This window comes from Kitasatospora sp. NPDC058046 (assembly GCF_042885595.1).
Classification (GTDB): Bacteria; Actinomycetota; Actinomycetes; order Streptomycetales; family Streptomycetaceae; genus Kitasatospora.
This window is the reverse complement of record NZ_JBHVRS010000023.1, coordinates 133,566-160,548: the sequence shown is the minus strand read 5'-3', so window position 1 is coordinate 160,548 and position 26,983 is coordinate 133,566. Positions and strand designations below refer to the sequence as shown.

General features: G+C 74.3%; 20 protein-coding genes and 1 pseudogene. 5 read left to right on the top strand and 16 right to left on the bottom strand.

The window, feature by feature from the left end; genetic code table 11:
- The 4 genes and pseudogenes from ACFVU7_RS35720 to ACFVU7_RS35705 form a co-directional block, all read right to left on the bottom strand.
- Positions 1-2,501: pseudogene (locus ACFVU7_RS35720) on the bottom strand (hypothetical protein); the annotation flags it as partial.
- Positions 2,502-2,605: 104 nt separating this feature from the next.
- Entirely contained in the window at positions 2,606-6,634 is a 4,029-nt protein-coding gene (gene eccCa, locus ACFVU7_RS35715; RefSeq protein WP_388049501.1) for a type VII secretion protein EccCa, read from the bottom strand.
- Between the two features lie 91 nt (positions 6,635-6,725).
- The gene (locus tag ACFVU7_RS35710; protein ID WP_049655553.1) at positions 6,726-7,223 is read right to left on the bottom strand and encodes a WXG100 family type VII secretion target; all 498 of its coding nucleotides are present in this window, start codon (positions 7,221-7,223) and stop codon (positions 6,726-6,728) included.
- Positions 7,223-7,525, bottom strand: a complete 303-nt coding sequence (locus tag ACFVU7_RS35705) for a WXG100 family type VII secretion target (RefSeq protein WP_388049498.1) — start codon at positions 7,523-7,525, stop codon at positions 7,223-7,225. The genes ACFVU7_RS35710 and ACFVU7_RS35705 overlap by 1 nt, the downstream gene beginning before the upstream one ends.
- A gap of 240 nt (positions 7,526-7,765) precedes the next feature.
- Between ACFVU7_RS35705 and ACFVU7_RS35700 the strand changes: the two genes are divergently transcribed.
- The gene (locus tag ACFVU7_RS35700; RefSeq protein WP_049655550.1) at positions 7,766-8,401 is read left to right on the top strand and encodes a hypothetical protein; all 636 of its coding nucleotides are present in this window, start codon (positions 7,766-7,768) and stop codon (positions 8,399-8,401) included.
- A 65-nt stretch (positions 8,402-8,466) separates the two neighbouring features.
- Here ACFVU7_RS35700 and ACFVU7_RS35695 read toward each other — a convergent pair whose 3' ends face one another.
- Positions 8,467-11,205 (bottom strand): right-handed parallel beta-helix repeat-containing protein, encoded by a 2,739-nt coding sequence (locus ACFVU7_RS35695; RefSeq protein ID WP_388049495.1) that lies wholly within the window; start codon positions 11,203-11,205, stop codon positions 8,467-8,469.
- 40 nt (positions 11,206-11,245) lie between these two features.
- Entirely contained in the window at positions 11,246-12,319 is a 1,074-nt protein-coding gene (locus ACFVU7_RS35690; protein WP_388049492.1) for a hypothetical protein, read from the bottom strand.
- 269 nt (positions 12,320-12,588) lie between these two features.
- Between ACFVU7_RS35690 and ACFVU7_RS35685 the strand changes: the two genes are divergently transcribed.
- Positions 12,589-13,320 carry a response regulator transcription factor gene (locus ACFVU7_RS35685; protein ID WP_049660980.1) on the top strand — a complete coding sequence of 244 codons (732 nt, stop codon included), beginning with the start codon at positions 12,589-12,591 and terminating at the stop codon, positions 13,318-13,320.
- 59 nt (positions 13,321-13,379) lie between these two features.
- Here ACFVU7_RS35685 and ACFVU7_RS35680 read toward each other — a convergent pair whose 3' ends face one another.
- From ACFVU7_RS35680 to ACFVU7_RS35670, 3 genes are all read right to left on the bottom strand, one after another.
- The gene (locus ACFVU7_RS35680) at positions 13,380-14,717 is read right to left on the bottom strand and encodes an EsaB/YukD family protein (RefSeq protein ID WP_074004743.1); all 1,338 of its coding nucleotides are present in this window, start codon (positions 14,715-14,717) and stop codon (positions 13,380-13,382) included.
- 78 nt (positions 14,718-14,795) lie between these two features.
- The gene (locus ACFVU7_RS35675) at positions 14,796-15,122 is read right to left on the bottom strand and encodes a WXG100 family type VII secretion target (RefSeq protein WP_049657206.1); all 327 of its coding nucleotides are present in this window, start codon (positions 15,120-15,122) and stop codon (positions 14,796-14,798) included.
- 38 nt (positions 15,123-15,160) lie between these two features.
- Entirely contained in the window at positions 15,161-15,517 is a 357-nt protein-coding gene (locus tag ACFVU7_RS35670; RefSeq protein ID WP_049657205.1) for a WXG100 family type VII secretion target, read from the bottom strand.
- Between the two features lie 355 nt (positions 15,518-15,872).
- Between ACFVU7_RS35670 and ACFVU7_RS35665 the strand changes: the two genes are divergently transcribed.
- Together ACFVU7_RS35665 and ACFVU7_RS35660 are read left to right on the top strand one after the other, a co-directional pair.
- Positions 15,873-17,033 carry a serine hydrolase domain-containing protein gene (locus tag ACFVU7_RS35665; RefSeq protein WP_388049489.1) on the top strand — a complete coding sequence of 387 codons (1,161 nt, stop codon included), beginning with the start codon at positions 15,873-15,875 and terminating at the stop codon, positions 17,031-17,033.
- 111 nt (positions 17,034-17,144) lie between these two features.
- A complete protein-coding gene (locus ACFVU7_RS35660) occupies positions 17,145-18,314 on the top strand; it encodes a serine hydrolase domain-containing protein (RefSeq protein ID WP_388049487.1) in 1,170 nt (389 codons plus the stop codon).
- Positions 18,315-18,391: 77 nt separating this feature from the next.
- On the opposite strand, the gene ACFVU7_RS35655 is transcribed toward ACFVU7_RS35660, so the two are convergent.
- From ACFVU7_RS35655 to ACFVU7_RS35645, 3 genes are all read right to left on the bottom strand, one after another.
- A complete protein-coding gene (locus ACFVU7_RS35655; RefSeq protein ID WP_380779599.1) occupies positions 18,392-19,099 on the bottom strand; it encodes a response regulator in 708 nt (235 codons plus the stop codon).
- The gene (locus ACFVU7_RS35650) at positions 19,096-20,391 is read right to left on the bottom strand and encodes a sensor histidine kinase (RefSeq protein ID WP_387826782.1); all 1,296 of its coding nucleotides are present in this window, start codon (positions 20,389-20,391) and stop codon (positions 19,096-19,098) included. Before ACFVU7_RS35650 ends, ACFVU7_RS35655 begins: the two co-directional genes overlap by 4 nt.
- Before the next feature lie 282 nt (positions 20,392-20,673).
- Positions 20,674-21,900 carry a helix-turn-helix domain-containing protein gene (locus ACFVU7_RS35645; protein WP_387826779.1) on the bottom strand — a complete coding sequence of 409 codons (1,227 nt, stop codon included), beginning with the start codon at positions 21,898-21,900 and terminating at the stop codon, positions 20,674-20,676.
- A gap of 275 nt (positions 21,901-22,175) precedes the next feature.
- Here ACFVU7_RS35645 and ACFVU7_RS35640 point away from each other — a divergent pair, with 275 nt between their 5' ends.
- Positions 22,176-23,441: an Ig-like domain-containing protein gene (locus ACFVU7_RS35640; protein ID WP_388049484.1), complete on the top strand. Its 1,266-nt coding sequence runs from the start codon at positions 22,176-22,178 to the stop codon at positions 23,439-23,441.
- A 164-nt stretch (positions 23,442-23,605) separates the two neighbouring features.
- On the opposite strand, the gene ACFVU7_RS35635 is transcribed toward ACFVU7_RS35640, so the two are convergent.
- The 4 genes from ACFVU7_RS35635 to ACFVU7_RS35620 form a co-directional block, all read right to left on the bottom strand.
- Complete coding sequence (locus ACFVU7_RS35635; RefSeq protein ID WP_387826774.1) at positions 23,606-24,280, bottom strand: response regulator; 675 nt, start codon at positions 24,278-24,280, stop codon at positions 23,606-23,608.
- A 148-nt stretch (positions 24,281-24,428) separates the two neighbouring features.
- A complete protein-coding gene (gene mslH / locus ACFVU7_RS35630) occupies positions 24,429-25,751 on the bottom strand; it encodes a lasso peptide C-terminal Trp epimerase (protein WP_388049481.1) in 1,323 nt (440 codons plus the stop codon).
- A complete protein-coding gene (locus ACFVU7_RS35625) occupies positions 25,748-26,470 on the bottom strand; it encodes a DsbA family protein (RefSeq protein WP_388049478.1) in 723 nt (240 codons plus the stop codon). The genes mslH and ACFVU7_RS35625 overlap by 4 nt, the downstream gene beginning before the upstream one ends.
- Positions 26,471-26,473: 3 nt before the next feature.
- Positions 26,474-26,977 (bottom strand): MauE/DoxX family redox-associated membrane protein, encoded by a 504-nt coding sequence (locus ACFVU7_RS35620; protein WP_074004787.1) that lies wholly within the window; start codon positions 26,975-26,977, stop codon positions 26,474-26,476.
- Positions 26,978-26,983: the final 6 nt, after the last annotated feature.

The window sequence follows — 26,983 nt, the reverse complement described above, 5'->3', positions numbered from 1 at the left end:
CCGGGCTTCCCGTCCAACGTGGACCCGGAACCCCGATCGACCAGCGGCTTCTCCTTCGGCGACCCGCCCTTCACCGGACCATCCGCCGGCAGGTCGTTCACCGTCATCGACCTACGGTCGCCCGAATCCCGGGACACCCACTTCTCACCGGGCTTCCCGTCCAACGTGGACCCGGAACCCCGATCGACCAGCGGCTTCTCCTTCGGCGACCCGCCCTTCACCGGACCATCCGCCGGCAGGTCGTCCATGGTCATCGACCTGCGATCAGCCGAATCCCGGGACACCCACTTCTCACCGGGCTTCCCGTCCAACGTGGACCCGGTGCCCCGGTCGACCAGCGGCTTCTCCCCCGACGACCCGCCCTTCGCCGAGCCGCCCGCCCCGTGTTCGCTCGGGAGGTCGTTGAGGGTCCTCACGTTGGAACTGCCGGGTCGCATCCCCGATTCCGGGGCGCCACTCTTCGGCCCCGCCCCCTCCGGGGGGAGGTCGGCGATGGTCATCACCTTCCTGGCACCGAACGGCCGCATGGTGGGCTTCTTCGACGCCGCACCCTCCGACTTCCCGGTCGTCCCCTCCTGCTGGCCGTTCTGCCGGGTCTGCTCCGAGGTCGGCCGGTCCCCCTTGCCCGGGGCCGTGCTCTCGGAGGTGGTCTGCTTCGTCCCGTTGGTGCTGCCCTCGTGTTCCCGCGCCGAGGAGGCGGTCGACTGCCGGTTGCTGTTCTCGGGTGCCTGGGGCTCCAGTTCCCTCGGCAGGGGCTTCTGCCCCCCGGTCGACTGGTTGGTCCGCTCGTTGCCCTTGGGCGCGGAACCGGAGGAGCCGCCGGACTTTCCGTTGTCCCGCATCGGCTCCAGCGGGGTGTCGCGGGGGGTGGTGCCGCCTCCGGTGGCGGTCCGCTGGTTGTTCGTGGGCGCCTCCGCGCCCTCCTTGAGGGGCTGCTTCACGCCCTCGGGCCGGTTGTTGTTGCCCCCGGGGAGGCCGTCGTGGTTTCCGGGGGTCTTCGCGGAGAGCGAGTTGCGGTCCGTGGCCACGACGGCGTTGTCGCCCTCGACGCGGGCGGAGGCCGAGGACGGCCGGCCGTTGGCGCCGACGTCGCTGCCGGGCCGCGTTCCGCCGGGCTGCCGGTCGAAGGAGGCCTTGTAGGTCTGGTTGTCGACGGGCGTCTCGGACTGCGAGTGGCCGGGGGTCTGCTCGTTCGGGCCGGGCCGGGTGACGTTGCCGGTGCCGTTGCCGTTGCCGGTGCCGCGCGAACCGCCGTTCCCGCCCGTCTCGTTGACGGAGCGCGAGGTGGCGTCGGGCAGCGAGCCGTCCTTGCCGCCCAGCGGCCCGTGCGTCTCCTGGCCGCCGATCTGGCCGCCGGTGCTCTTCGGCGGGGCGACGTTGCCGATCCCGCCCGCCCCGGGCTCGTGCACTCCGGTCCCGGGCTTCACCTGACCGCCGGGGGTCGGCTGGTGGGTTCCCGACGGGTCGAGCTGGCCGGGCTCCCGGGTCACCGGCTCGGGGCCCCGGCCGGGCGTCGTGGTCCTGGGCGGGCCGGGCGGGGTGCTGCCGGGGGCCTCGTGGGGGATCCCGGTCTTGGGGGGCTCCACCCCGCCGGGGGCGACGGGCGAGCGTCCCGGCGGCACGCTGCCCGGTTCGGCGCCCAGCGGCTTGCCGCCGCCCGGGAACAGCTCCGGCGGCGGGACCTTGCCGATGCCGCCCGGGGTGACTCCGCCGATGGACCCCGGCCCTTCCGGAAGCGGCACGGAGCCGCGCCCCGGCAGCGGGACGTGCTCGGTGACCGGGGGCTTCACACCCGGCGGGTCGACCTTCGGCGGGGTCACGCCCTTGCCCCCGACCCCCTTGGGGCCGCCGCCGATCCCGACCTCCTTGGGTCCGCGCAGACCGGCCAGGCCCCCGAGGCCGCCGAAGACGGCCCCGAAGCCCATGCTCATGCCCTCGGCGGCCCAGTCGATCTCGAACGGGACGTCGTAGATCTTGTCGGCGATCAGCTGGGCCAGCAGGTCGGTGCCCAGCTGGAGCAGGCCGCCGGCCACGGCGCCGCCGATGAAGGCGCCGATGTTGAGGATGGTCTGGAGGCTCTCGCCGATCGTCCTCAGGATGTTGGTGATGAGGGTGATGAGGCCTTCGAGGAGCGGCGCGATCAGCCTGGCCAGCAGGCCCAGACCGAAGGGGAGGACGAATCCGAGGATGGTGGCGATGATGCTGGCCAGCCCGGCCGCGTTGGCGGCCTTCTGCTCGGCGGCCATGATCTTCTCCAGTGCCCGGCCGTAGTCGTTGATGGCGTCGCCGATCTTCCAGCAGGTGGTGACCGCCGGGTCGAGCACGCTGTTGCCGACGAGGTTCCAGGCGTCGTGCGCGGCCACCATGCCGTCACCGGTCCACTGGAACTTGTCCATGGCCATGCTGGTGCCGTACCGGGCCGCGTACACCGTGTTGCCCAGCTCGATCCACTGGTTGCCCAGGGCGTAGATGTCGCTGATGCTGAAGCCGTTGTCGGCCATCGGGGATCCACCTCGAAGCAACTGCCGCGGAGAGCGCGGGCGGGAAGGTACGAACGGGCCGGGGGCTGCGAGAGCCCCCGGCCCGGTGGGAGGAGCCCGGCTGGTCAGGCCGGCTCCTCCTCGCGGAGCGCGACCTGGAGCAGCCTCGCCGGTCCGGAGCGCCGGACGAGGACGCCGCGGCCCGGGGGGCGCTGGGCCGCGCGCTGGTCGCCCAGCAGGACGCCCTCGCGCGGGTCGCCGGAGAGGATCAGGCCGCCGGTGCCGAGGTCCTTGAGCCGGGAGAGCAGCGGGTCGGACATCAGCGGGCGTCCGACACCGGCCACCCGGCGGGCCAGCACCACGTGCAGGCCGATCTCACGGGCCTGGGTGACGTAGTCGGCGAGCCTGGCCAGCGGGGACTGGTGGCCGACCGCGACCAGGTCGTAGTCGTCCACCACCACGTACAGCTCGGGACCGTCCCACCAGTCCCGGGCGCGGAGCTGGGCGGCCGTGATGCCGGGCGGCGGCATCCGCTCGGCCAGCTTGGCGACCAGCTGGTCGACGTAGGCCTCGGCGGCGGCCGCGTCGCCCGCGTAGGCGCCGATGTAGTCCTCCGGCACCGCGTCCAGCAGGCTGCGCCGGTAGTCGATCACCATGAACCGGGACTCCCAGGCGGTGCTCCGGGCGGCCGTGGCGGCCATCCAGGTGCGCAGGAAGGCGGACTTGCCGCTGCCGGCGTCGCCGAACACCAGGAAGTGCGGGTCGCCCGGCCCCATCGCCAGGCCGACCGGCGCCAGGTCGCGCTCGCCGACGCCGATCGGCACCTCGTCCGCGGCGAAGCCGGCCGTCCCCGCGGGGTCGAGGTCCTCGAGCAGCACCCGGTCGGGCAGCATCAGCACCGGCGGGGCGCCGGCGCCCGGCCAGGAGGCGGCGATCTTGCCGAGCGCGTCCTCCTGGGCCTCGGCCAGGCCGTCGGTGCCCTCGCGGCCGTCCAGCCGGGGCAGCACGGCCTGGTACAGCACGCCGGGCGACACGATGCCGCGGCCCTGGATGTTGGGGACCTGCCGGCTCGCCTGGCGGCTGACCTCCGACTCGGTGGGCTCGTTCAGCCGCAGCTCCAGGCGCCCGGAGAAGCTGTCGCGCAGGTTCGGCCGGATGTCGGCCCAGCGGTTGGCGGTGACGATCACGTGCACGCCCACGCCCAGGCCGCGGGAGGCGATGTCCAGCACCGAGGCCTCGGCGCCCTCCAGTTCGGTGCGGATCGCGCCCCAGTTGTCCAGCAGCAGGAAGACGTCGGCGGCCCGGGTCCCGGCCGGCAGCCGGTCGGCCTTGCGCAGCGCCCGGAAGGCCGCCACCGAGTCGACGCCCAGCTCCCCGAAGAGCTGCTCGCGGGCGGCGACCAGGAGGCCGAGCTCGGCCAGCACCCGGCGGGCCCGCTGCTCGTCGCGGCGCCCGGCCACGGCGCCCACGTGCGGGGCGGCCTCCAGCGGGCCGAGGCTGCCGCCGCCGTAGTCCAGTCCGTAGAACTGCACCTCGTCGGGGGTGTGGGTGAGCATCGCGGACAGCACCGTGGTGCGCAGCAGGGTGCTCTTGCCGGTCTGCGGCGCGCCCACCAGGGCGAGGTTGCCGTGGACGCGTTCGAAGTCGAACTGGAGCGGCAGCTGCTGCTGCTGGAGGGGCAGGTCGAGCACGCCGACGGGGAAGGCGAGCCGGCCGGTGCCGGGCCACAGGCCGGCCTGGCGGCCACGCCCCGGCTGCTCGGAGACCGGGCCGATCAGGCTGTCCAGCGGGATCGCGGCGGGCAGCGGGGCGAGCCAGACCTGGTGCACGGACTGCCCGAACCGGCAGACCTGGTCGACCGCCACCTCCATCTCGGTGGGGCCGGCGGGCAGGGCCGGCGGCTGGGACTCGGCGGGCTCCTCGGGCTCCTCCTGCGGCGCGGTGCGCAGCTCGAAGGGCACGACCGGGAGGCCGGCCGCGGCGCCGTCCTCGCCCGTGCCGGGCTCCTGGTACGGGCCGGAGATGTGGGCGACCCGGAAGCGCTGGTAGACCGACTCGTCCACCTTGAGGTAGGCGGAGCCGGGGATCGGGGGCAGCTGGTAGGCGTCGGGGGTGCCGATCACCGCGCGGCTCTCGGCGGCGCTGAAGGTGCGCAGGCAGACGCGGTACGACAGGTGCGACTCCAGGCCGCGCAGCCGGCCCTCCTCCAGCCGCTGGGTGGCCAGCAGCAGGTGCATGCCCAGGCTGCGGCCGACCCGGCCGATCTGGACGAACAGGTCGATGAAGTCGGAGCGCTGGGAGAGCAGTTCGCCGAACTCGTCGACCACGATCAGCAGGTAGGGCAGCGGCTCCAGCGGCTTGCCGTCCACGTCGCACTGCCCGGCCGCCTGGCGCAGCTGGTACTCGCGCAGCGAGTCGACGTTCCCGGCCGCGCGCAGCAGCCGCTGCCGGCGCTGCTGTTCGCCCTGGAGGGCGGCGCGGACCCGGTCCACCAGGGAGAGGTCGTCGGCGAGGTTGGTGATCAGGCCGGCTACGTGCGGCAGTCCGGTGACGCCGGCGAAGGTGGCGCCGCCCTTGAAGTCGACCAGCACCAGGCTGAGCAGCTCCGGGGAGTGGGTCATCGCCAGCCCGGTGACCATGGTGCGCAGCAGTTCGCTCTTGCCGGAGCCGGTGGCCCCGACGATCAGGCCGTGCGGGCCCATGCCGCCCTGGGCGGACTCCTTGAGGTCGAGCAGCACCGGGTCGCCCTCGCCGGACAGGCCGATCGGCAGGCGCAGCAGCCGCTCGTCGCCGGCCGGGATCCAGCTGACGGACGGGTCGAAGGCGGCCACGTCGGGGGTGCCGAGCATCTCGGGCAGGGTGATGGTGCGGGCCAGCAGCTGCTCGGGCTCCTCGGACAGGCTCAGCGGGGCCAGCGCCCGCGCGGTGAGCTCGCAGAGCTCCGGGGCGGGGGCGTCCGCGACGGCCCCCTCGACCCGGCTGTACAGCTCGGTGTTGCGGCCCTCCAGGACCAGCGAGCCGTCCTCGCCCACCCGGGCGCGCACCTCGGTGCGGGTGGGCTCGTCGCGCTCGGCGCCGACCAGGCAGATCACGGTGATGCCCAGGTCGGGCCCGGCCGATTCGAGCAGGGAGGTGGCCACCGGGCCGCGGGCCCAGGCGGCGGCCGGGTCGTACGGGTCGAGCAGGACGACGAGCCGGCGCATCACCGGGGCGGGGGCGCCCGCCAGGACGGGCCGGCGGGTGGTCCGTTCGGCCTGGGCGCGGGTGATCGCGCCCTCCAGGGCGTCGGCGAGCGCCTCGAACTCGGCGGCGACCAGCGGGACCACACCGGCCGGGCTCGGGGCACCGGCCTCGTGGGTGTGCGGGAGCCACTTGGCCCACTCCCAGTCGGGGTCGCCGCCGGTGCAGACCACGACGGTGACGTCGTCGGGGGCGTGCAGCACCGCGAGCTGGCAGAGCAGCGAGCGGGCCAGCGCCCTGGTCCGGTCGGCGGGGCCGAGCAGGCTGAGCACGCCGGTCCTGACCAGGTCGACCAGGGCGGGCTGGCGGCCGACCGTACCGGCCTGGTCGACCACCCGCTGCGCGGCGGCGTGGGTCTGCTCGTCGTACTCCGCGAGCGGGTCGTTGCGGGTGCCGAGCTGGATCGGGGTGGCCAGCGGGCCCTGCCCCTGGCCCAGGCGCAGCTGCAGGAAGTCCTTGTCGGTGGCGCGCCGTTCCCAGACCCGGCGGCGGCGCTCGGCGAGCGCCCAGAGCCGCTCCGGCGAGGGGTGCAGCCAGCCGGCCGCCAGCCGCTGGCTGTCGGCGACCTGGCGGGCCGTCTTCTTGACGTCGGTCAGGTAGCGCAGGTAGCGCTCGCGCTGGCGGTCCTTGGTCTGCCGGGTCGCGCTGCGCATCTGGTGGCGGACGGCGAGGGTGGCGGCGATCGAGATCAGCACGAAGCCGACGCCCAGCGCGATCAGCAGCGGGTTGCGGTACATCACCATGTAGGCGGCCATGCTGATGCTGCTCATCAGCGGCAGCAGCAGGGAGAGCCAGGTGCTGGCCGAGGAGTTGGCGCCCTGCGGGGTCTGCGGCGGGGCGGGCAGCACCACGCGCTGGTCGGGCAGGGCCGGCGGCAGGGCGCGGGTGGGCCGGTGGAAGGGGATCCTGCTCACCTGGTTGTGCCTCTCGGTGCTCGACTGCGGCGGTGGTGCGGCGGGCCCTGGCGCGGGGGCGCGCCGGGGCCGGGGCGGGGGTCGGGCGGGGTCAGAAGATCTCGGCGACCACGGTGTTGCTCTTGTCGTTGACGAGGTCCTTCGGCGGCGGGTTGTAGGCGTTCGGGTCGCCGGTGCCCGTCGAGGGGGCGCCGATGGCGGCGGTGAGCGGCGCGAAGAGCTTGGTGACGATGAAGTCCTCGGCGTGGTCGTAGTTGGCGGCCGCGCTGCCCACGGCGATCATCAGCCGCTGGAAGACCCCGTCCGCGCCGTCGGGCTTGGCCTTGGTCTTGGTCCCGACCAGTTCCGCCATGCAGGCGTTCCACTGGTCGAAGATCGCTTTGGCCTGGTCCGCGGTCTGTCCCGCCCAGCCCAGCTTGAGGTCGGCGAGGGTCTGCTCGATCGTGACCAGGCTGTCCAGGATGCTGTTCAGGGAGGCCTCGACGGTGGCCTTGGCGGCCGCCATCTCGTGCAGCGGGATGGTGAGCTTGACCGTGTCGTAGTCGGGCGTGACCGGAGCGGGGGTCCCGGGGTTGGGTTCGACGCTCATCAGGCGCGGACGTTGTTGTAGTTGGCCAGTTCCATGTCGTGGTACATCCGGTAGGCCGACCGCATCCGCCTGGTCATCTCGTCGAGCAGGTTCTGCAGGCCGACCATGTCGTCCTTGTAGACCTTGGTGATGGCGGCGAAGGAGGTGCCGGCCGGGCCGATCCAGCCGGTCTCCAGGGGCGCCAGGGCCGTCGCGATCGCGTCGATCTCCCCCTTGATGTTCTCGCTCTCGGCGCCCAGCGTGCCGGACGCTTCGAGCAGTTGCTGCAGGTCGACCTTGAATTCCTGCAAGGTGTAGGCCACGGCAGGCGCTCCCCGGGGGCTCGTCGTTCGGCCGGTCCGCACCGGTCCGGCCCGGCCCGATCCGCGTACGGCTGGTCCACGTACGCACGTCGGCCCTGCGGAGTCTAGGCAGCGGCCGGACGCGCGGGACAGACCCGCTTTCTGTCCCCCCGGCGTCCCCGAACGGGGACCTCCCGCCCCGGGCGGCCGGTGGGCGAGGATGGCCCTGTTCACTGCCCGCTCCCTGCTCCGGAGGTCCGCGTGGTCGCCCCGATCAACTCCCCGATCTACGTCCCGTCGCCCGAGGACGGCGGCGGCGGAGACCCCAAGCCGGGCGGGGGCGCGGCCGACCCGACCCTGAAGATGCTGTGGGAGAACGGCTACGTCCCGGGCTTCAACGAGGGCTTCACGAACCCCGCCAACGCCCCATCCGGGACCGGCCCGTCCGGGACCGCCCCCGCGCCGCCCAGCCACGCGTCCTTCTCGGTGGACCTGTCGACGGTCTACTCCGTCATCGTCAGCGGGGCGTCCACCACCTCCGGGGTGGTGGACGCCTACAACGCCCTGAAGGCCAAGGTGGACGCCGTGGTCGCCAGCGGCACCTTCTGGGGCCAGGAGTTCGCCCCCGTCGGGACCTGGTACGACAACTCGGGGATGGCCGGCGGGATGGGCCCGATCGCGCGGACGGGGCCCATCCCGGACAAGGGCGTCCAGAAGGCCGCCCAGAAGTTCGCGCCGATCATCAACCCCGAGCTGCAGACGGCGCTGCGCCAGGTGGCCGACGCCGTCGAGATCTACGGCGTCTACCTGGCCCGGCTGGACCTGGCGGGCCAGGCCTACGCGTCCGCCGACCACGGGTCGATCCTCCCGGAGGTCGCGCCGAGGCCGACGGCCTGACCGGTCGTCGGCGCCGTGCCCCGGGGCGGGGAGCCCCGGGGCGCCGTAAGTCGGACCGCCGTACGTCAGACCGCCGTGCTCAACTCCGGCAGGTCCTCCGGCAGGACGGTGGTCAGGTCCTCGGCCGTCGGGGCGTCGAGGTCGGCGATCCGCTGGGCGTGCCGCTCCGTGATCCACTGGAAGACCTGGCGGGCGGTGCGGCCGTTGCCGAAGCCCTCGTCGCGCGGCAGCTCCGTGAAGTACCCGGCCAGCGCGGCCAGGGTCGGCTCCGGCAGGTCGTAGCGGTGCTGCTCGGCCTGGTGGGCGACGATGTCGACCAGCTCCGGGCCGAGGTAGTCGTCGAAGGTCAGCGTGCGGGTGAACCGGGAGGCCAGGCCCGGGTTGGCGTCGATGAAGCGCTGCATGTCCCCGGGGTAGCCGGCCACGATCACCACGACCTCGTCGCGGTGGTCCTCCATCAGCTTGACCAGCGTCGAGATGGCCTCCTGGCCGAAGTCGCCGCCCTGGCCGTGCGGCACCAGCGCGTAGGCCTCGTCGATGAAGAGCACCCCGCCCAGCGCCCGGCGGAACACCGCCGTGGTCTTGGGCGCGGTGTGCCCGACGTACTCGCCGACCAGGTCGCCGCGGTCCGCCTCGACCAGGTGGCCGCTGGAGAGCATGCCCAGCGCGTGCAGGATCCGCCCGTACAGCCGGGCCACGGTGGTCTTGCCGGTGCCCGGGTTCCCCGCGAAGACCACGTGGCGGCTGGTGGGCGGCGGCGGCAGGCCCAGCTCCTTGCGGCGCCGGACCAGCTGCATCAACTTGACCATGGTCTCGACGTCGCGCTTGACCCGCTCCAGGCCGACCAGCCGGTGCAACTCCGCGAGCAGGGCCGCCAGTTCGGCCTCGGCGCGGTCCCGCTCCTCCGTCCCGTCCGCCTCGCCGTCGCCCGTCGGCGCGCCGGCCCCCGCCGTCGCCCCGGCTGTCGCTCCGGCCGTCGTTCCCGGCAGCGACCAGGGCCGGGCGATCCCGGCCGGGGTGCCCGGGGCGACCGGCTCGCCGACGGCCGGCAGGGTGGCCTGCTCGACCCGCTCCGTCCGGCAGTCCTCCAGCACGGCGGCGGCCCGCTCGGCCAGCGCGACGTCCTCGGCGGTGTCGTGGACGAGGCAGCGGCGCAGCACCGGATCGGCGCCCGCGCCGACGTACAGGGCCGGGTAGCCGGTCTCGGACAGCGCGCAGTCCTCCAGCAGGCCGTGCGCGCCCTCGTCCAGGTACAGGCCGTTCTTGGCGGTGCGCGCGATCGTACTCGCCCGCACCCGCGGGTCGGCGCCCGCCCGCACCACGATGCCGCTGCCCGCCGTGTCGGTGATCTCGCAGCCGTCCAGCACGGGGGTGCTCCGCTCGGCGGCGAGCAGGCCGGAGCCGCCGGTGTCGTGGATCCTGACGCGGTTCAGCAGCACGCCGGTGCGCTCGCCGACCTCCACGCCCGCGCCCGCCGTGGCGGCGATCTCGCAGTCCTCCAGCAGCGGGCGGTGGCGGGTGTCCAGGCGTACGCCGACGCCGGTGGCCCGTACGGTGCAGCCGCGCAGCACCGCGTCGGCCCGCTCCTCCACCGAGACGCCGGCCATCCGGGCCTGCTCCACGGTGGTGCCCTCGGCGCTCAGCAGGGAGTTGCCGGTGACCCTGATGCCGTGCTCCGGTGTGCCGTGCAGGCGGCAGTCGGCCAGGTCGGCGGAGCCGCCCTCGCCCAGGTGCAGGCAGCTGAAGCCCGCGTCCGCCACCTCGCTGCCGTTCAGCGCCAGTTCGGCCTCGCCCGCCACGTACACGCCGTTGCCGGTGGCGCGCAGGAAGCCGCCGCCCTCGACCCGCGCCGAGGCGCTCTGGCCCAGGGCCAGCCCGGTGTCGCCGGTGTCGGTGGTGACGGTGTCGTACAGGCGCAGGCGGCTGCGGTCCACGGCCACGATCCCGGCCCCGCCGGTCCGCGAGACCCGGCAGTCCCGCAGCAGCACCCGGGCGTCCTCGTCGGCGAGGACGCCCACGGTGGCGGCGCCCGTGATCTCGCAGTCCGTCAGCACGGTACCGCCCTCGGCCGGCTCGGCCGACCCGGCCGCGAGCGGCTCGGGGGTGTCGGCCGAGACGTGCAGGCCCGCCGCGTGGTTGCCGTGCAGGCGGCAGGCGCGCAGCACCGGGGCCGCCGCGTCGGCCACCCGGACGGCCGCGCCACCGCTGCCGGTCACCTCGCAGCCCTCGAACGAGCCGCCGCCGGTGCCGCCGACGTACAGGCCCTGGGCGCTGCTCGGGCCGATCCTGGTGCTCCGCACCTCGGGGACGGCGCCCTCGGCGACCAGCAGCCCGACGCCCTCGGTGTCGGCCACCGCGCAGCCCTCGACCACGGCCCGGCTGTCCCCGCCCAGGCGCAGGCCGACGCCGACCGCCCCGCGGACGGCGCAGTCGCGCAGCACCGGGGCGGCCCGCCCGGCCACCTCGACCCGGCCGCCGACCACCTCGCAGTGCTCCAGCACGGGTGCGCCGCCGCCGATCAGCACGGCCGGCTCCCGCGGGTCGGCGCCGCGCAGCAGCAGCCCCCGCACGGTGGGGCTGCCGCCGGCCACGGTGAGCGCGGGCCCGCGTGCCGGGGCGATCGTGACCGTCCCCGGCCCCTCGGCCGCTTCCAGGCTGACCCCGCGCTCCAGCAGCACGCTCTCCGCGTACTCGCCCGGCATCACCGAGACGACCCCGCCGTCGGCGGCCGTGCGCACCGCCGCGCCGATGCTGCGCTGGACGCCCCAGCCCCGCTGGGCGACCTTGACCCACGTCTTGCTCATGCGCGCACCCCTTCGGGGCCTGGTACCGCACCCACAGGGCTCAATTGCAGGTCGCCCGCATCTGGGCGACCGCCAGGTGGGCGTTGGTCTTCGTCTTCCCGTGCCAGTCCAGGCCCCGGCTGTCCAGCTTGATCATCAGCACCCCGGTCGTGGTCTTGAACGTGCCGACGTCCTTCCACTCGCCGAGGTGGCCCCGCTGGTCGACGTCGAAGGCGTTCAGCATCCCGGAGGAGAGGCTGGACGACCCGTAGGCCTCGAAGTGCGCCGGCTCCCCGCCGACGTGCGTGATGTCGCCGTCCTTGGGCGTGTACACCTGGACCTGGCAGGTGGCCGTGCGCAGGCCCGCCGCGCCCGGGGAGAAGGTCCACAGGGCGTAGTTGCTCCGGTCGTCCTCCTTCGCGTCGCCCGACATCGGCATCGCGTCGAACTGCCCCTTGCAGCCGTCCTGCGCCCAGCCGGCGCTGCCCACGCTGACCCAGCCGGCGCTGCCGTTGGAGTACCGGCCGGCCTCGGAGAAGCCCTGGAGGCTGTTGGACGGGCAGCCGTAGCCGGCCACCGCCGTGTAGGCGGCGGACTTGGCCGCCGCCAGGTTGGGCGCCGGGACCGCCGGGGCCGGGGCCGCGGGGGCGGGAGCGGCCGGGGCGGGAGCCGCCGGCGCCGGGGCCGCCTGGTTGTTCCGGGGCGCGAGCGGCGCGCCGCCGACCGGGGCGGGCGCGTTGTCGCCCGAGGGCGCGGGCGCGTTGTCGCCGGGCGCGGGGGCCGGCCGGCCCTGCGGGTTGCCGCCCGAACCGCCGGCACCGGTGTCGGTGTTCGCCAGGGGCGGGGCCGCGTTGCCCGGGGTGCCGGGCGCCGGCTGGCCGGAGCCGGTCGAGGCGCTCGGCGAGGGGGTGGCCGTCACCGGGTGCTCGGCCGCTGCCTTCGCCGGCCCGTGCTGACCGCTCTTGGCCAGCATGCCGACGCCGACCGCGCCCGCACCGACGACGAGCACGGTGAGGCCCACCGCCCAGGCGCGCGGCACCACCTTCGAAGGGCCGCCGTCCCCGCCCCGGACCTCCTTGACGAAGGCCGCCACCATGTTCCGCCGGTCCGTACCGTCCTGCTCGGCCTCAGCCATGATCAACCTCCACGGGCGCGGGCGGGCGCGCGGCCCCCCGACCGAATACGACATGTTCCGGTGCGGGCGCCCGGACGAACAGCCCGTGCCGCTCCGCACACTGATGGTTCGACGGAGCGTGCGCGAGCGGGCGCCGTCGCCGTCTCGCAACCGATCCGAACATCTCAGGCCCCGGCTGCGTAGAACGGAGTGACGGCACGTGACGCAGACCTCCCGACGCGGCTCAGCTGGCGCGACCGCACGGGAGACGGAGAGAGGGAAGGCCGGTTATGCCGACCATAGGCATCGTCGAGGACCACCGCATGACACGCATGGGGATCGAGCAGGTCCTGGCCCGCAGCCCCCGGCTGGAAGTGATCGCCTCGGTGGACACCGTGCACGACCTGGCCGAGAGCGGGCTCCGCCCCGACGTGGTGGTGCTGGACCCCACCCCCTACTCCGGCACGTCCGTCCTGCACGTGATCGGCGCCCTGAGCGCCACCAGCGCGGTCCTGGTCCTCTCCCCGTCGGCCGAGCCCAGGGACCTGCTGACCGCGCTCAAGGCCGGCGCGTACGGCTTCGTCACCAAGCACGCCGACGACACCGAGTTCCTGTCCGCCGTCGAGGCGGTCGCCCGCGGCAGCTTCTACCTCGCGGCCGGCCTGGGCGGCCACCTCCACTCCGAGCTGAGCCGTCGCAGCCCCGGCGAGAGCCAGGGCCTGGCCCGCCGCGAGGTGGAGACGCTGCGGCTGATCGCCCAGGGCTACACCCACGGCCAGATCGCCCGGCTGATGGCGCTCAGCGAAGCCACCGTCAACACCTACGTGAAGCGGATCCGGGCCAAGCTCAACGCCGGCAACAAGGCGGAGCTGACCCGCAAGGCGATCGAACTGGGCTACGTCGACGAGACCGGCCCCGAGCCGGCGGCCTCCCCCGGCCCGACGGCTCCCGCCGCGGTGGCGGACCCCCTCCGGTTCGGCGTCCCGGAGCAGTTGAGGGTCCACCAGCTCAGCGGGCGCTAGGCCGTCCGACCGGCCGCCCGGGACCGGCCAGGGCAGGACCGGGCGACAGGCCGTCCGGCTCACAGGTGGTGTCCGAACGCGGCGAGGTTCTGGAACACGCCGAACACCCCGAGCGCCAGCGGCACCGCGGCCACCCCGCAGAGCGTGCCCAGCACGTTCAGCGCCGGCGGCCGCGCGGCCTCGCGGGCCGCCGTACGGCGGAAGGACAGCGCCACCCCGGTGCCCGCCATCAGCACCCCGACCACGCAGAGCGCCACCGGGCCGACCCAGCCGGGAGCCGCCATCGCCTCGGGCGCGAACAGCAGGGTGGTGGCCAGGCCGACCGCGCCGGCCACCACCACGGGGGCCGCCTCGGCGAGCAGCCGGAAGGTTCCCGCCCGCAGCAGCGCGGCGACCGCCAGGCAGCCCGCCAGCGCCGGCGGGTAGCCGCCGTGCGCCGAGCCCAGCACGGCCAGCGCGACGGCCAGCAGCAGGGAGACCGCGGCGGTCCAGCAGAGCAGCAGGGTCCGCGCCCGGTGCACCATCACGCGGACCGCGCCGTCCTCCGACCCGCGCTCGGTGGGCCACAGCGCGGCCAGCTGGCCGGCCAGCCACGGCGCGATCAGCAGCATCCCGTAGCCGACCACGGCCACCGCGGCCGCGCCCTGGGCGAGGTCCGCGTGCACCGCCTCCAGCAGTCCCACCACGGCCGCCCCGGCCACGCCGAACAGCAGCACGGCGGCGGCGACCACCGAGGGCGCCGCCCAGAGCGCGGCCCCGGCGCCGACCATCGCCCCCAGCGCCGCCGCGGTGGCGTTGCCGTCCACGGGGTCGGGCAGGAACCAGCCGGCCACCGCCGCGCAGGGCACGGCGGCCAGCGCGATCGGCAGGCCCAGCCGGGACGGCAGGTCCAGGGTGGAACGGCCCAGCAGCCAGCCGGTGATGACCAGGACGAACGCGGCACCGACCGCCACCGGGCCCGCCACCGCCCCGGACCAGCCGCCGCGCGAGGCGGCTGTCACACAGGCGGCGGCCAGGCCGAGCGCGCCCAGGACCGTCGCGCAGACCGCGCGGGCACGCGAGGTCCAGCGCAGGTCGCCGAAGGAGTCGGCGACGTCGGCGACCAGCTCGTCGACGTCGCGGATCAGCGGTTCCTCGAACTCGCCCTCGGCGGCGTCCCGCAGGTACAGCAGCTGACCGTCCTGCACCCCGGCCTCGCGCAGCGAGGAGACGGGGTGGAGCGTCGGCCCGCCCGGCACCGCCAGCGACCACGCCGCCGGCAGCGCCTCCAGCTCCTCCTGGCCGACCAGCCGGGCCAGCGTCGTGACGTATTCCGCGATCGGGGCGGCGGCGGGGACCGCGAGGTCCACCCGCTTGTGTTCGCCGACCACTGTCACTCGGCAGTGCCCGTCAGCCATGCGTAGCTCTCTTGCCCTCGTTCATGCGGAATGTCGTACGGATGGCGGCCGACCGCGACGACGGCGGCGGCCCCGGCCTCAGCGCCGGCCGGCGGTGTTGTTCCAGGTCTGCGAGTTGGCCCACTCGGCGCTGCTGTAGTTCGCCCAGTTGACGTTCATGGCGTGCGCGATCTGGCCGAGCACGCCGTCGGGGCCGAACAGCCCCTCGGCCGCGATGTTCCACTCGGCCTGGAGCCCCTGGTAGTAGCCGGAGGCCGCGCCCTGCCAGAGCTCCGGCAGCTGGTTCAGGTACATGGCCAGCTCGTGCAGCTGCTGGGCGATGTCGGCCGCCTGCGCGTTGAGGTAGGGGCCGGCGTGCTCCAGGTCCTGCTGGACGCTGATCGGGACGGCGTCGGAGAAACTCATCGCGGTGCTCCTGGGAGGGGGTGGGGAGGGACGCGGCGTCAGAACTTGGCGGCGGGCAGCGTCACCTTGCGGAGGTTGGCGAGGTTCGCCTGCTCCGACTCGACGTAGTTGACGTAGTTGCCGCGCAGCCCGGAGGCGATGTCGGTGAGCGCGTCGTGCATCATGCGCGCGTAGATGTCGTAGTCGGCCATCAGCACCTCGAAGGCGCCGTGCGCCGAGCCCTGCCAGCAGCCGCTCAGCCCCGCGACGTACGTCCGCAGCGTGGCGATCTTGGTGTCGATCTCGCCGGCCTGGTTGGTCACGTAGACGGACGCCGCGGAGACGTCGTCGGGCGTGACCTTGTAGCCGCCCATCGACGGACCGCCACTGCCCGTGGTGTTGCCCGGCGTCGTCATCCCTGGCCCCTTCGACGTCTGCTGACGGAGAGCGAGCGGCGGCCGGCCGCCACCCGTCGGGGCGCGGCCGCGAGCACCACGCCCGGATTGTCGCCGCCAGCCTCCCCCACCACCCCGGGACGCCTCCAGTCACCGTTTCGGATGTCCCTCGCCCCCTCCCCGCCCCCGCCTCGCCGCGGCCTCGCCCCCTCCCCGCCGCGGCCCCGGCCGGGAGCCCGGTCCCGGCCGGGGCGGCTCCCGGGAGCCCGCTCCCGGGTGCGCTCTCGTCCTGGGAACCGATGAACTCCCGTGCCCCTGAATGGTCTTCTTGCCGCAGGCCGGGAATCCCCGGCGCCAACCACCAGAGGGGACCCCCGTGTACGAGCACGCACCGCACCACCGCCTTCCGCTCCGCCGCCGCAACGGCCGGCACCGGGTGGCGGTGGCCGTGGCGGCGGCCGCCGCCGTGGCCGCCGGCGTCCTGGCACCGACCGCGGCGTTCGCGGGCGGCAGGCCCGACAGCGTCCAGTCGAGCCTGGACACCCTGGCCAAGGACGACGGCGTGCCCGCCGCGCTGGCCGCCGTCAAGGGCCGCGACGGCCGCACCCGCACCTACACCGCCGGCGTCGGCGACCTCGCCACCGGGGCCAAGGTCCCCACGGACGGCCAGATACGGATCGGCAGCAACACCAAGCCCTTCACCGCGGTCGTCGTCCTCCAGCTCGTCGCCGAAGGAAAGGTGGGCCTGGACTCGCCCGTCGAGACCTACCTGCCGGGCCTGCTGCGCGGCGACGGCATCGACGGGCACGGCATCACCGTCCGCCAGCTGCTCCAGCACACCAGCGGCCTGCCCGAGTACGTGGACAAGGGCGCCATCCTCGCCAACCCGAACCGGTACTACGAACCGCGCGAGCTCCTCGACGCGGCCCTGGCCCAGAAGGCCCACTTCGCCCCGGGTGCGCGGTGGGAGTACAACAACACCAACTACCTGGTGGCCGGCCTGATCATCCAGAAGGTCACCGGGCGGCCGCTCGGCGAGGAGATCAACCGGCGCGTCGTCGACCGCATCGGCCTGCGCCACACCTACTTCCCCACCCCCGGCGACACCACCATCCGCGAGGCCCACCCCAAGGGCTACCACCAGGAAGCCGACGGCTCGTTCCGCGAATACACGGACCTGGACCCGTCCTGGGGCTGGGCGGCGGGCGCCGTCGTCTCCACCACGAGCGACCTCAGCCGCTTCTACGCCGCGCTCCTCGGCGGCCGGCTCCTGCCCGCGGCGCAGCTCGCCGAGATGCGCACTACCGTCCCCGCCGACTCGGTGGGTCCCGGCGTCCGCTACGGGCTGGGCCTGATGAGCAACCCGCTGTCCTGCGGCGGCCTGTACTGGGGCCACCTCGGGACCATCCCGGGCTACTTCAGCTCCGGGGGCGCCACCGACGACGGCCGCGCCGCCGGCGTCGCGGTGACCATGATCCCGGGCGACGCGGCCGAGCAGCACGTCAAGGCCGCGGTGGACACGGCCCTCTGCCGCTGACCCGGTCCGAGCGTCCGCACCGGCACGACCACGACCAGCGGGTTCCGCGCGCCGCGGCGCGCGGAACCCCCCCGCCCCGCCAATTCCCGCCTCCAGCAGAGGAGTTCCTCCATGAACGAGCGCGTACAGCACAACCGAACCCATCGCGGACGCCGTGGCCGGCACCGGGTGGTGGCGGCCGTGGCGACCGTCACCGCCGTGGCCGCCGGCGTCCTGGCACCGACCACGGCGTTCGCCGGCGGCAGGCCCGACGTCGTCCAACAGAGCCTGGACGCCCTGGTCAAGGACGACGGCCTGCCCGCCGCCCTGGCCGCCGTCAAGGGCCGCGACGGCCGCACCCGCACCTACACCGCCGGCGTCGGCGACCTCGCCACCGGGGCCAAGGTCCCCGTGGACGGGCAGATCCGCGCCGGCAGCAACACCAAGACCTTCACCGCCGTCGTCGTCCTCCAGCTCGTCGCCGAAGGAAAGGTGGGCCTGGACTCCCCCATCGAGACCTACCTGCCGGGCCTGCTGCGCGGCGACGGCATCGACGGACGCGAGATCACCGTCCGCCAACTGCTCCAGCACACCAGCGGCCTGCCCGACTACATGGAGGCCCCCGAGCTCTCGGACTTCACCACGGTGCAGTACCGCTACTTCGAGCCCCGCGACCTCCTCGACGGCGCCCTCGCCCAGAAGGCCCTCTTCCCCGCCGGTACCGGCTGGGCATACAGCAACACCAACTACATCGTCGCCGGACTCCTCGTCCAGAAGATCACCGGACGGCCCGTCGGCGAGGAGATCACCAAGCGCGTCATCGACCGCATCGGCCTGCGCCACACCTACTTCCCCGCCGTCGGTGACACCACCGTCCACGAGGCCCACCCCCACGGCTACCTCCCCAGCACACCGGGCGCGCCCCGGTTCGACTACACCGAGATGGACTCCTCGATGGCCTGGGCGACGGGGGCGATCGTCTCGACCAACACCGACCTCAACACGTTCTTCACCGCGCTCCTCGGCGGCCGGCTCCTGCCCCCGGCGCAGCTCGCCGAGATGCGCACCACCGTCCCCGCCGATCTGATCGGCCAGGGGATCCGCTACGGACTGGGCCTGCAGAGCAGGCCGCTCTCCTGCGGCGGCCTCGTCTGGGGCCACGGCGGCACCGCCCCCGGCTACCGGACCCGCGGCGGCGTCACCGAGGACGGTCGCGCCGCCACCATCACCGTCACCACCGTTCCGGGCGAGGTCGGCGCGCAGCACATGACGGACGCCCTGGACGCGGCCCTCTGCCGCTGACCCGGGCCTCGGGCCGGCCCCCTGCCCACGCCGGGGGCCGGCCCGACCCCGCTCGCTTCCGCCTGGTCCGACCCGCTTCAGCCCGCCGGGTTCGCGGACCGGGCCTCGACCAGACCGGACTCGTAGGCCGCGATGACCGCCTGGGCACGGTCGCGGACGCTCAGCTTGGCGAAGACGCTGGTGATGTAGTTCTTGACCGTGGAGACGCTGATGCCCATCGCCGAGGCGATCTCGGCGTTGTCGAGGCCGGTGGCCAGCAGGTGCCACACCTCGATCTCGCGGGGCGTCAGTTCGCCCGGAGCGGACACCGGCACCGGCGCCGACACCGGCGGCCGCGGCAGGCGGGGCGAGGTGACGTAGGTGGAGATCAGCCGGGTGAGCAGGCGCGGCGCCACCACCGCCTCCCCGCCGTGCACCGTCCGCACGGCCGCCGAAAGCTCCTCCGGGGAGACGTCCTTGGGCAGGAACCCGGAGGCGCCGGCGCGCAGGGCGGCGACCACGTACTCGTCCATGTCGAAGGTGCTCAACGCCAGGACCCGGCACGCGGGCAGCTCCTGGGAGAGCCGCTCGGTCGCCTGGACCCCGTCGAGGACCGGCATCCGGATGTCCATCACCACGACGTCGGGCCGGTGCTGGTGCGCGAGATCCACCGCCCGCTGCCCGTTGTCCGCCTCGGCCACCACCTCGAACGCCGGGTCGGGGGCCAGGATCAGCGCCAGGCCTCGCCGCACCAGCGGCTGGTCGTCCGCGATCAGCACCCTGATCCGCTCCGTGGTTCCCGTCATCCGAGCCGTTCCTCTCCGTCCGCCGGCGCCACCGGCAGACTGGCCACCACCCGGAAGCCACCACCGTCGATGCCCCCGGCCACCATGCTGCCGCCCTGCAGCGCGACGCGCTCGCGCATGCCCATCAGACCGTACCCGGTGCGGCCGGCCCGCGGTCCGGGCGCACCGCCCGCGCCCACCAGGGCGTCCGCCGGGGAGTCGGGCGGCGCGGCGATGCCGTTGTCGGACACCTCGACGGTGACGCGGTCCGGGTGGTAGGTCAGCCGGACCCTCGCCCGGGCGGCCCGGCCCGCGTGCTTGCGGGTGTTGGTGAGGGCCTCCTGGACGATCCGGAACACCGCCAGGCCGGCGCTCGGCGGCAGCGGGCGCTCCTCCCCCAGGACGGCGAAGTCGGTGGGCAGGCCGGCCCTGCGGGACTCCTCGACGAGCTGTCCGAGCTGCCCGACCCCGGGTTGCGGCGCGGACGGCGCCTCACCCGACGCCCCGCCCGGAGCCTTGCCCGGAGCCCGGTCCGCCCCGTCCGGCTCGTCGTCGGCCCGCAGCACGTCGAGCAGGTGGCGCATCTCGCGCAGCGCCATCCGGCCGGAGCCCTCCAGGGTGACCAGGGCCTCGCGCACCACCTCGGTGTCACCGCCGAGGTTGGCCCTGGCACCGGCGGCCATCAGCTGCATGGTGGTGATGTGGTGGGCGACGATGTCGTGCAGCTCCCGCGCGATGCGGCGCCGTTCCTGCGCCACCGCGCGGTCGGCCAGCAGCCTTCGCCTGACCTCCACCTCGCGCTGCCACCACGTCAGCCCCTCGGCCGTGACGACGACCAGCGCCGCGGCGACCACGTTGCCCGCCACGTCCCCCACCGCGGGCGGCAGCGGATACCCCCGGCCCACCAGCGGTACGGCGGCCGCCACGAGGCCGGCCGGCACGGCCACCGCGACGCCGCGGGACCGGGCCACGGCGAACAGCGCGACGCAGAGCGTGCCGGTGAAGTGCGGCGGCATCGACACACTCAGGTTCAGCGCCAGGCCGAGGACCAGCACCCCCGCCAGCGAGGCCAGCGGGTGGCGGCGCCTGGTGAGCAGCGGCACGGCCGCCAGTACCAGCAGGACCAGCGCGGTCGCGGCGATCGGCGGTCTTCCGTCCGAGCCGCCGATCGTGTAGCCGAGGAGGTCCAGGACGGCCACCCCGACGGCCACCAGCGCGTCACCGGCCGTCCAGGGCAGGCCGGCGCCGCTCGGCTCCGGCGCCGGCCGCAGTGGCAGTGGCAGTGGCAGCAGTGGCCCGTGGTGCGTCGACATGCTGTGGCGCTCCTCTCTACGGCCGGTCGGCCGCCCCGGGCCTCGCCGGTCCACCGAGACCGCCGCCCGTGGGCCGTCCCCTCGCGGCGGCCCGCGGCCCGGGGAGCGCTCCGGCGTCCCCGGTCGATCCTCCCAGCGGCCCCCGGCCCCGGGCAGGCTCCCGGGACCGATCCCGGACCGGGCCCCTGGTCCTGGCCGGGGCCGTACCCCGGGGCCCCGGTCCTGATCGCGTTCCCGCCCTTGTTCCCGCCCCCGGCGCCGCCGTCGGCGCCGTCGGCGCCGTTACTGCCGGGCCGGGGCCTGCTCCCAGGCCTGCCCGCCCGCCGGGTAGGCGTACAGCGGCCGGTCCTTCACCGCGCTGGTGCGGAACGGGGTGCCGTGGCCGAGGTCGACGGGCAGCATCCCCTTCCGGTTGCCGCTGGTCCACTCCAGTTCCAGGTACCAGCTGACGTCGTGGGTGGTGGTCTCGGCGGTGACCTCGATGACCGCCGGTTCGCTCTGGGTCACGACCACCGGCAGGCTGCCGCTGCCGTCGGCCACGACCGGGACGGGGCGGGCCGCGTCCAGGTCGATGCGGTAGGAGCGGGCGCCGACTCCACCGGCGCAGCCCTCGCCCATGGAGTAGGCGTTCCAGGCGAGCGGGGCCGCGACCCGGGTGACCCGGACGTTGAGACCCGTCAGCAGCACGGTGTCCCAGCCGGTGCCCTGCACGGTGAGCTTGACCGACCGGGAGTGGCCCGGCACCGCGCCGACCTGGGAGGCCCAGCCCGCCGCCTCCGGCACGGCGGGCGGTCGGGGGACCTCGGACGGCGGGCGGTTGACGACGTACTGGTCGCACTTGGCGTCCCAGCCGGACGGGTGGACGGCGACGCTGATCGGTGCGCTGGTGCTCGGGTCCGCCCCGCCGGTCGCCCCGGACGGGCTCGCCCCGGCAGCGGCGACGGCGACGGCGGCCGCGGACAGCTGCGGGGACAGGGACGGGGGCACGGACGGGGCCGGGGATCCGGCGGACGACCCGGCGTCGGCGGCCCGGGCCGGGTCGGTCTCCCCGTCCGGACGGAGCCTCAGACCGGTGGCGACGACCCCGACGGCGACCAGCAGCGCGATGACCGTCACCGCGGCGAGGACGCCCCGGCCGCGGGTGCGCCGCCGCGGCGGCACCGTGGGGGCGCGGTCCGGGACGGGCTCCGGTGCCGGGGCCGCCTCCGGTACCGCGGTCGCGGGCGGTGCGGGTGCCACCGGCTCAGGGGCGGCGGTCGGCCTGTTCCCACGCGTCGCACGGACGACGACCCACAACCGGTACAGCTCGACACGTTCCTGCGGCGTCGCCTCGCACACCCGCGAGAAGTGGTCCAGCGGGGCGAACTCCGTCGGCATCACATCGCCGTTGCAGTAGCGGTGCAGGGCCGACGTGCTCAGGTGCAGCCGCTTCGCCAGCGCTCCGTAACTGAGCCCCGACCGGCTCTTCAGCTCCTGCAGCAGCCGGGCGACCTCGTCCGTCTCCCTCAACTTCCCGATTCCCTTCGGCACTGTTCCTTCACCCGCCCCCGGCAGTCGGGCTCGGCACCGTCACGTCCCCCGACGGGTGTGGCGCGGGCTCCGGCAGACAAGCACGCGGCACGCCGTCCCACGGTTCCGCCATCCCGCGAACGCGTCCCAGGAAGCTTACGTCTTCCCAGCTCAGAGCAGGTACGGGCGTCCCCGGGTCCCTGATCGCCGGCTCACCGTTGTGGCCGGGACGAGCGGGCGGACAAGCTGGCGACCAACACCGAGAAGGAGCACCTGTGAGCACTGTTCGGGCGGCCCGTTCCGCCATACGCACCACCGACCGTTTCAACCGCGGCGCGGTGGCACTGACGATGGGCGGGGTCCTGCTGATGACCGCGGCCTGCGGTGACGAGCAGGGCAAGGGCGGTGAAGCGGCCGGCCCGGCGGGCGCCTCCGCCACCACCGCCCCCGGCGCCACCGGGGACGGGAACGCGAGCACGACCACCTCGAAGACGTCCGCCGCCGTGCTGGACGTCGAGCCGAAGGACGGCGCCCGCGGCGTCGCGCCGAACGCCCTGCGGGTGTCCGTCTCCAAGGGCAGGCTCACCACCGTCGACGTGACCGACAAGGACGGCAAGCCCGTCCAGGGCTCGATCACCCCGGACGGCACCGGCTGGAAGCCCGCCGCCGCGCTCACCCCCGGCACGGCGTACACGGTGAACGCCCAGGCCGCGGACGCCGACGGCCTGGTGGCCGCGTCCACCTCCGCCTTCACCACGCTCACACCCGAGAAGCAGGTGTCCACCAACGACAACATCGGCGACGGCCAGACGTACGGCGTGGGCATGATCGTCAAGGTGGACTTCAGCACGAAGGTCGTGAACAAGGACGCCGTCGCCAAGGCGATCACCTTCGAGACGGACAACGGCACCGAGGTGAAGGGCCACTGGTTCGACGACAACCGGCTGGACTTCCGCCCGGCCGACTACTGGAAGCCGGGCACCAAAGTGACCATCCACTACCGGCTGAAGAACGTCGAGGTCGCCCCGGGCGTGTGGGGCGACGTCGACAAGGACGAGCCGTTCAGCATCGGCCGCTCCCAGGTCTCCACCGCCGACGCCGCCACGCACCAGATGACGGTCGTCCGGGACGGCAAGAGCACCACCGTGCCCGCCACGCTCGGCGACGCGAAGCACCCGTCGTGGGGCGGCACCATGGTGATCATGTCCAAGGAGAAGGTCACCCACATGAACTCCCAGACCGTCGGCCTGGGCAACGAGTACGACATCCCCGCCGTCCCGCACGCGATGCGGCTGACCAGGAGCGGCACCTACCTCCACGGCAACTACTGGTACGAGGGCGACCCCTTCGGCAAGGCGAACACCAGCCACGGCTGCGTCGCGCTCAAGGACACCGAGGGCGGCAGCGACACCTCCAGCGCGGGGGCGTTCTTCAACAGCTCGCTGATCGGCGACGTCGTCACGATCGTGAACACCAAGGAGAAGACCGTCGCCCCCGACAACGGCCTGGGCGGCTGGAACCTCCCCTGGGCGAACTGGTAGCCCCCACCCGCCCCGGCCGGCTCCGGAAGCCGACGGACTGCCACCGACCGCGACAGCGACAGCGGACCCGCCGTGCAAGAGGCCCCCGGGCCCCTCCTCACCACGGCGGCTCCGCCACGCCCGGGTACGGCCTCGGGCAGGCGTCAGGCGTCAGGCGTCAGGCGTCAGGCGGGCATGCCCGGCTCGGCGAGACCGCTCTCGTAGGCGATGATGACCAGTTGGGCCCGGTCGCGGACGTTCAGCTTGGCCAGAAGGCTGCTCACATGCGTCTTCACGGTAGGCAGGCTGATCACCAGCCGCTGGGCGATCTCGGCGTTCGACAGCCCGTTCGCGATCAGCACGAGCACCTCCTGCTCCCGCCTGGTGAGCCCGACGAGCCGCGGGGCCGGCCGCGCCGTCGGCCGGGTGCGGGAGACGGTCTCGATGAGGCGGCGTGTGACCGTGGGCGCCAGGACGGCCTCGCCGGTGGCGATGACGCGGATGCCGGCGACCAGGTCCGAGGGCGAGGCGTCCTTCAGCATGAATCCGCTCGCGCCCGCCTGGAGGGCCGGGTAGACGTACTCGTCCATGTCGAACATCGTCAGGGCCAGCACCCGTACGTCGGCCATGGTCTCGTCGGAGCAGATCTCCCGGGTGGCCGCGATGCCGTCCATGACGGGCATCCGCAGGTCCATCAGGACGACGTCGGGCCTGAGCTCCCGGGCGAGTTCCACCGCCCGGGCGCCGTCACCGGCCTCGCCGACGGTCTCCATCCCCGGTGTCGAGTCGACGAGGACACGGAAGCTCCCGCGCAACAGCGCCTGATCGTCCGCGATCAGCACCCGGACCGCCTCGGCCATCCCGCATTCCCCGCAAACTGCTCATCGAGCCCTCGAAGTCCGCGATTCTAGCAGCAGCGCCTGTTCCGTCCCCATCAACTGCCGTTGAGCATACGGCCTGTTGAGGGCGGTCCGGCCGGGGCTGAAGGACCCCGGCCGGCCGCGCCCGTCACGATCCGTCGAGCACCAGCTCGCCCGTCCCGGCCTCCCCGACCGTCACCCCGGTGCCGTAGGGCTCCGCGAGCCGGACGACGTCGGCGAGGACCTCCCCGGCGACGACGGAGTCCGCCAGCCGGGGGCGGCCCCGGTGGTGGACCGGCCGGCCGAAGCCCAGGTCGACCGGGTGGAGGCGGGCGCCCACCAGGACGCCGTCGTCGAAGGTGAGCACCGGCACGAGCGACTGCCAGTACCGGCGATGCGGGGCGAACATCCGGCGGCCGTGGCCGCCGAGTTCGTCGAAGTACCGGCCCGGGGTGAGCTGCTCACCGGCGGAGACCTTCGCGTAGTCCTCGGCCGGCACCCGGTCGGCGAGTTCGATCTGGCTGACGATGTTCCCCAGGCTGTAGAAGATCGGCTTCCCCCGGTGGAGCTCCACTCCGCGCAGGTGGTGCGGGCCGTGCCCGACCACGATGTCGGCGCCCTCGTCGATCATCCGGTGGGCGAACTCGCGGAGGAACTCGCCGGGTGTCTCCGGCGTCAGTCCGGGCTCGTGGGAGTGCACGCTGACCAGGACGAGGTCCGCGCGGCGCCGGGCCTCGGCCACCCACCGGGAGATCCCGTCGAGGTCCGCCGGATCGCACCGGGTGGTGAAGCCCGGCGCGTCCGCGGTCTCGAAGCGGGTGCCGAACAGGTTGAGCCGGCCGGGCGAGGGCATGGCGGGATCGAAGCCGAGCAGGGTGCGCGCCTCGGCCCGCCGGTCCCGCAGCCCCGTATCGCCGTCGATCCCGCGCAGGACGTCCATCTGCGCCGGCGTCACCCGCAGCGTCGCGCTGTGCCGCAGCGGGCTCAGCCCGGGCCGGCCCGGCAGGTCCGGTGACGGGGCGGCCGCCTCCTGCCCGGGCAGGAACGTGGAGCTGCATGAGATCACGGCCAGGCTGCCGGCGGGACGGTCGACGTAGACCGGCCGGCGGGCGGCGGCGAGGTCGGCGCCGATCCCGGCAAACGGGACGCCCTTCGCGCGCAACAGGTCCACGGTGCCGAGCAGTCCGTCCGTGCCCAGGTCCAGCGCGTGGTTGTTGGCGCAGCCGAGCACCGTGAAGCCGGCCGCCGCGACCTCGTCGACCACGCCCTGGTCCGCGACCAGGCAGCCGCCGCCCGCCGCGTTGTGCACCGGGTGCCCGCGTCCGGTGGCGGGGACGACCTCCAGGTTGGTGAAGGCGAAGTCCGCTGCGCGCAGGGTCTCGCGCAGCCCGGCGGCGGCCGGTTCGGAGCTGATCAGCGCTCCCCGGGTCGCCATGCAGTCCCCGGAGAGCGCCACGGTCAGCCGGGTCATCCGCGGGCCTCCGTCACCGCGCGGGTGAGGGTGGCGACCGCGTCAGCCCCGGTGACCTCGACGCGTTTGCCGTTCACCGTGACGGTCGGGGTCAGCGCGACCTTGCGGGACGCGGCGACGTCGGAGACGTACCGCACCCAGGGCGTGTACGTGCCTGCCCGGACGCACTCCTCGAAGGCGGCGCCGGTGATCCCGGCATCCTGCCCGGCCGCGATCAGCTGGGCCTCGCTCAGGCCCGGCCCGCGTTCGGCGGGCTGCCGGTCGAACAGCACCGCGGTGTACTCCTCGAACCTGCCCTGCTCGACGGCGCAGGCCGCGGCGGAGGCCGCCCGGGTCGAGTAGCCCGCGGGGCTGCTGCGGTTGTCGAGGAAGGTGACCGGGTGGTAGACGACGCTCACGTCGCCGCTCGCCCGGAGGGTCTTCAGCTCGCCGGCCAGCGCCTTCTCCGTGTTGCGGCACTCGGGGCAGAGGTAGTCGAGGTAGAGGTCGACGCGCACCTTGCCCCTGGAGGCGAGCAGCCCCGCCTTGTCGTCCGTCGCCTGGGCGGGGACGGTGCCCGGCACCTTGTCCGGCATGGTGTTGCTCGCCCGGACGAGGCCGACGCCCACCAGCGCGGCCCCGACCACCACGACCGCGGCCAGGAGCAACACCAGCAGGGTGCGCCGCCGGCGGTGCCGTTTCCGCACCATCTCCCGCACCATGGCGTCCGTTGCCTGCATGGCCTATCGCTCCTTCGTGTCCAGGACCCAGGGGTCCAGCGCGTAGCGGGTTCGCGGATTCCGGATCAGGAGGACGGCCGCGGCGAGCAGGACCAGGTCGCGCGCGATGTCGATGACATAGCCGCGCACGGCTCCGTCCGTCACGGTGCCTCCGCTGCTGAAGCAGCCGCAGTCGATGGACAGTCCCCGGGCCCAGACCGAGGTGATGGCCGCGATGTACACCACCATCAGCACGGCCGCGCCGGCCGCCACCACCCTGGTCGCCAGCCCCGCGAGCAGCAGCACGGCGAGCGAGACCTCGATGAACGGCAGGACGCCGCCGACGAGTTGGGCGGTGTCATCGGGCAGGATCCGGTACAGGACGACCGTGCGGCCGGCCTCCGTGAGGTCCTGGACCTTCAGCAGGCCCGCGTAGCCGAGGACCGCCGCCAGCAGGAGCCGGGCCGCGGTCCCCGTCCACTCCCATGCCCGTACGGCACGCGCCGGGTGCACTCCGGTTCCGTTCACGGTCCC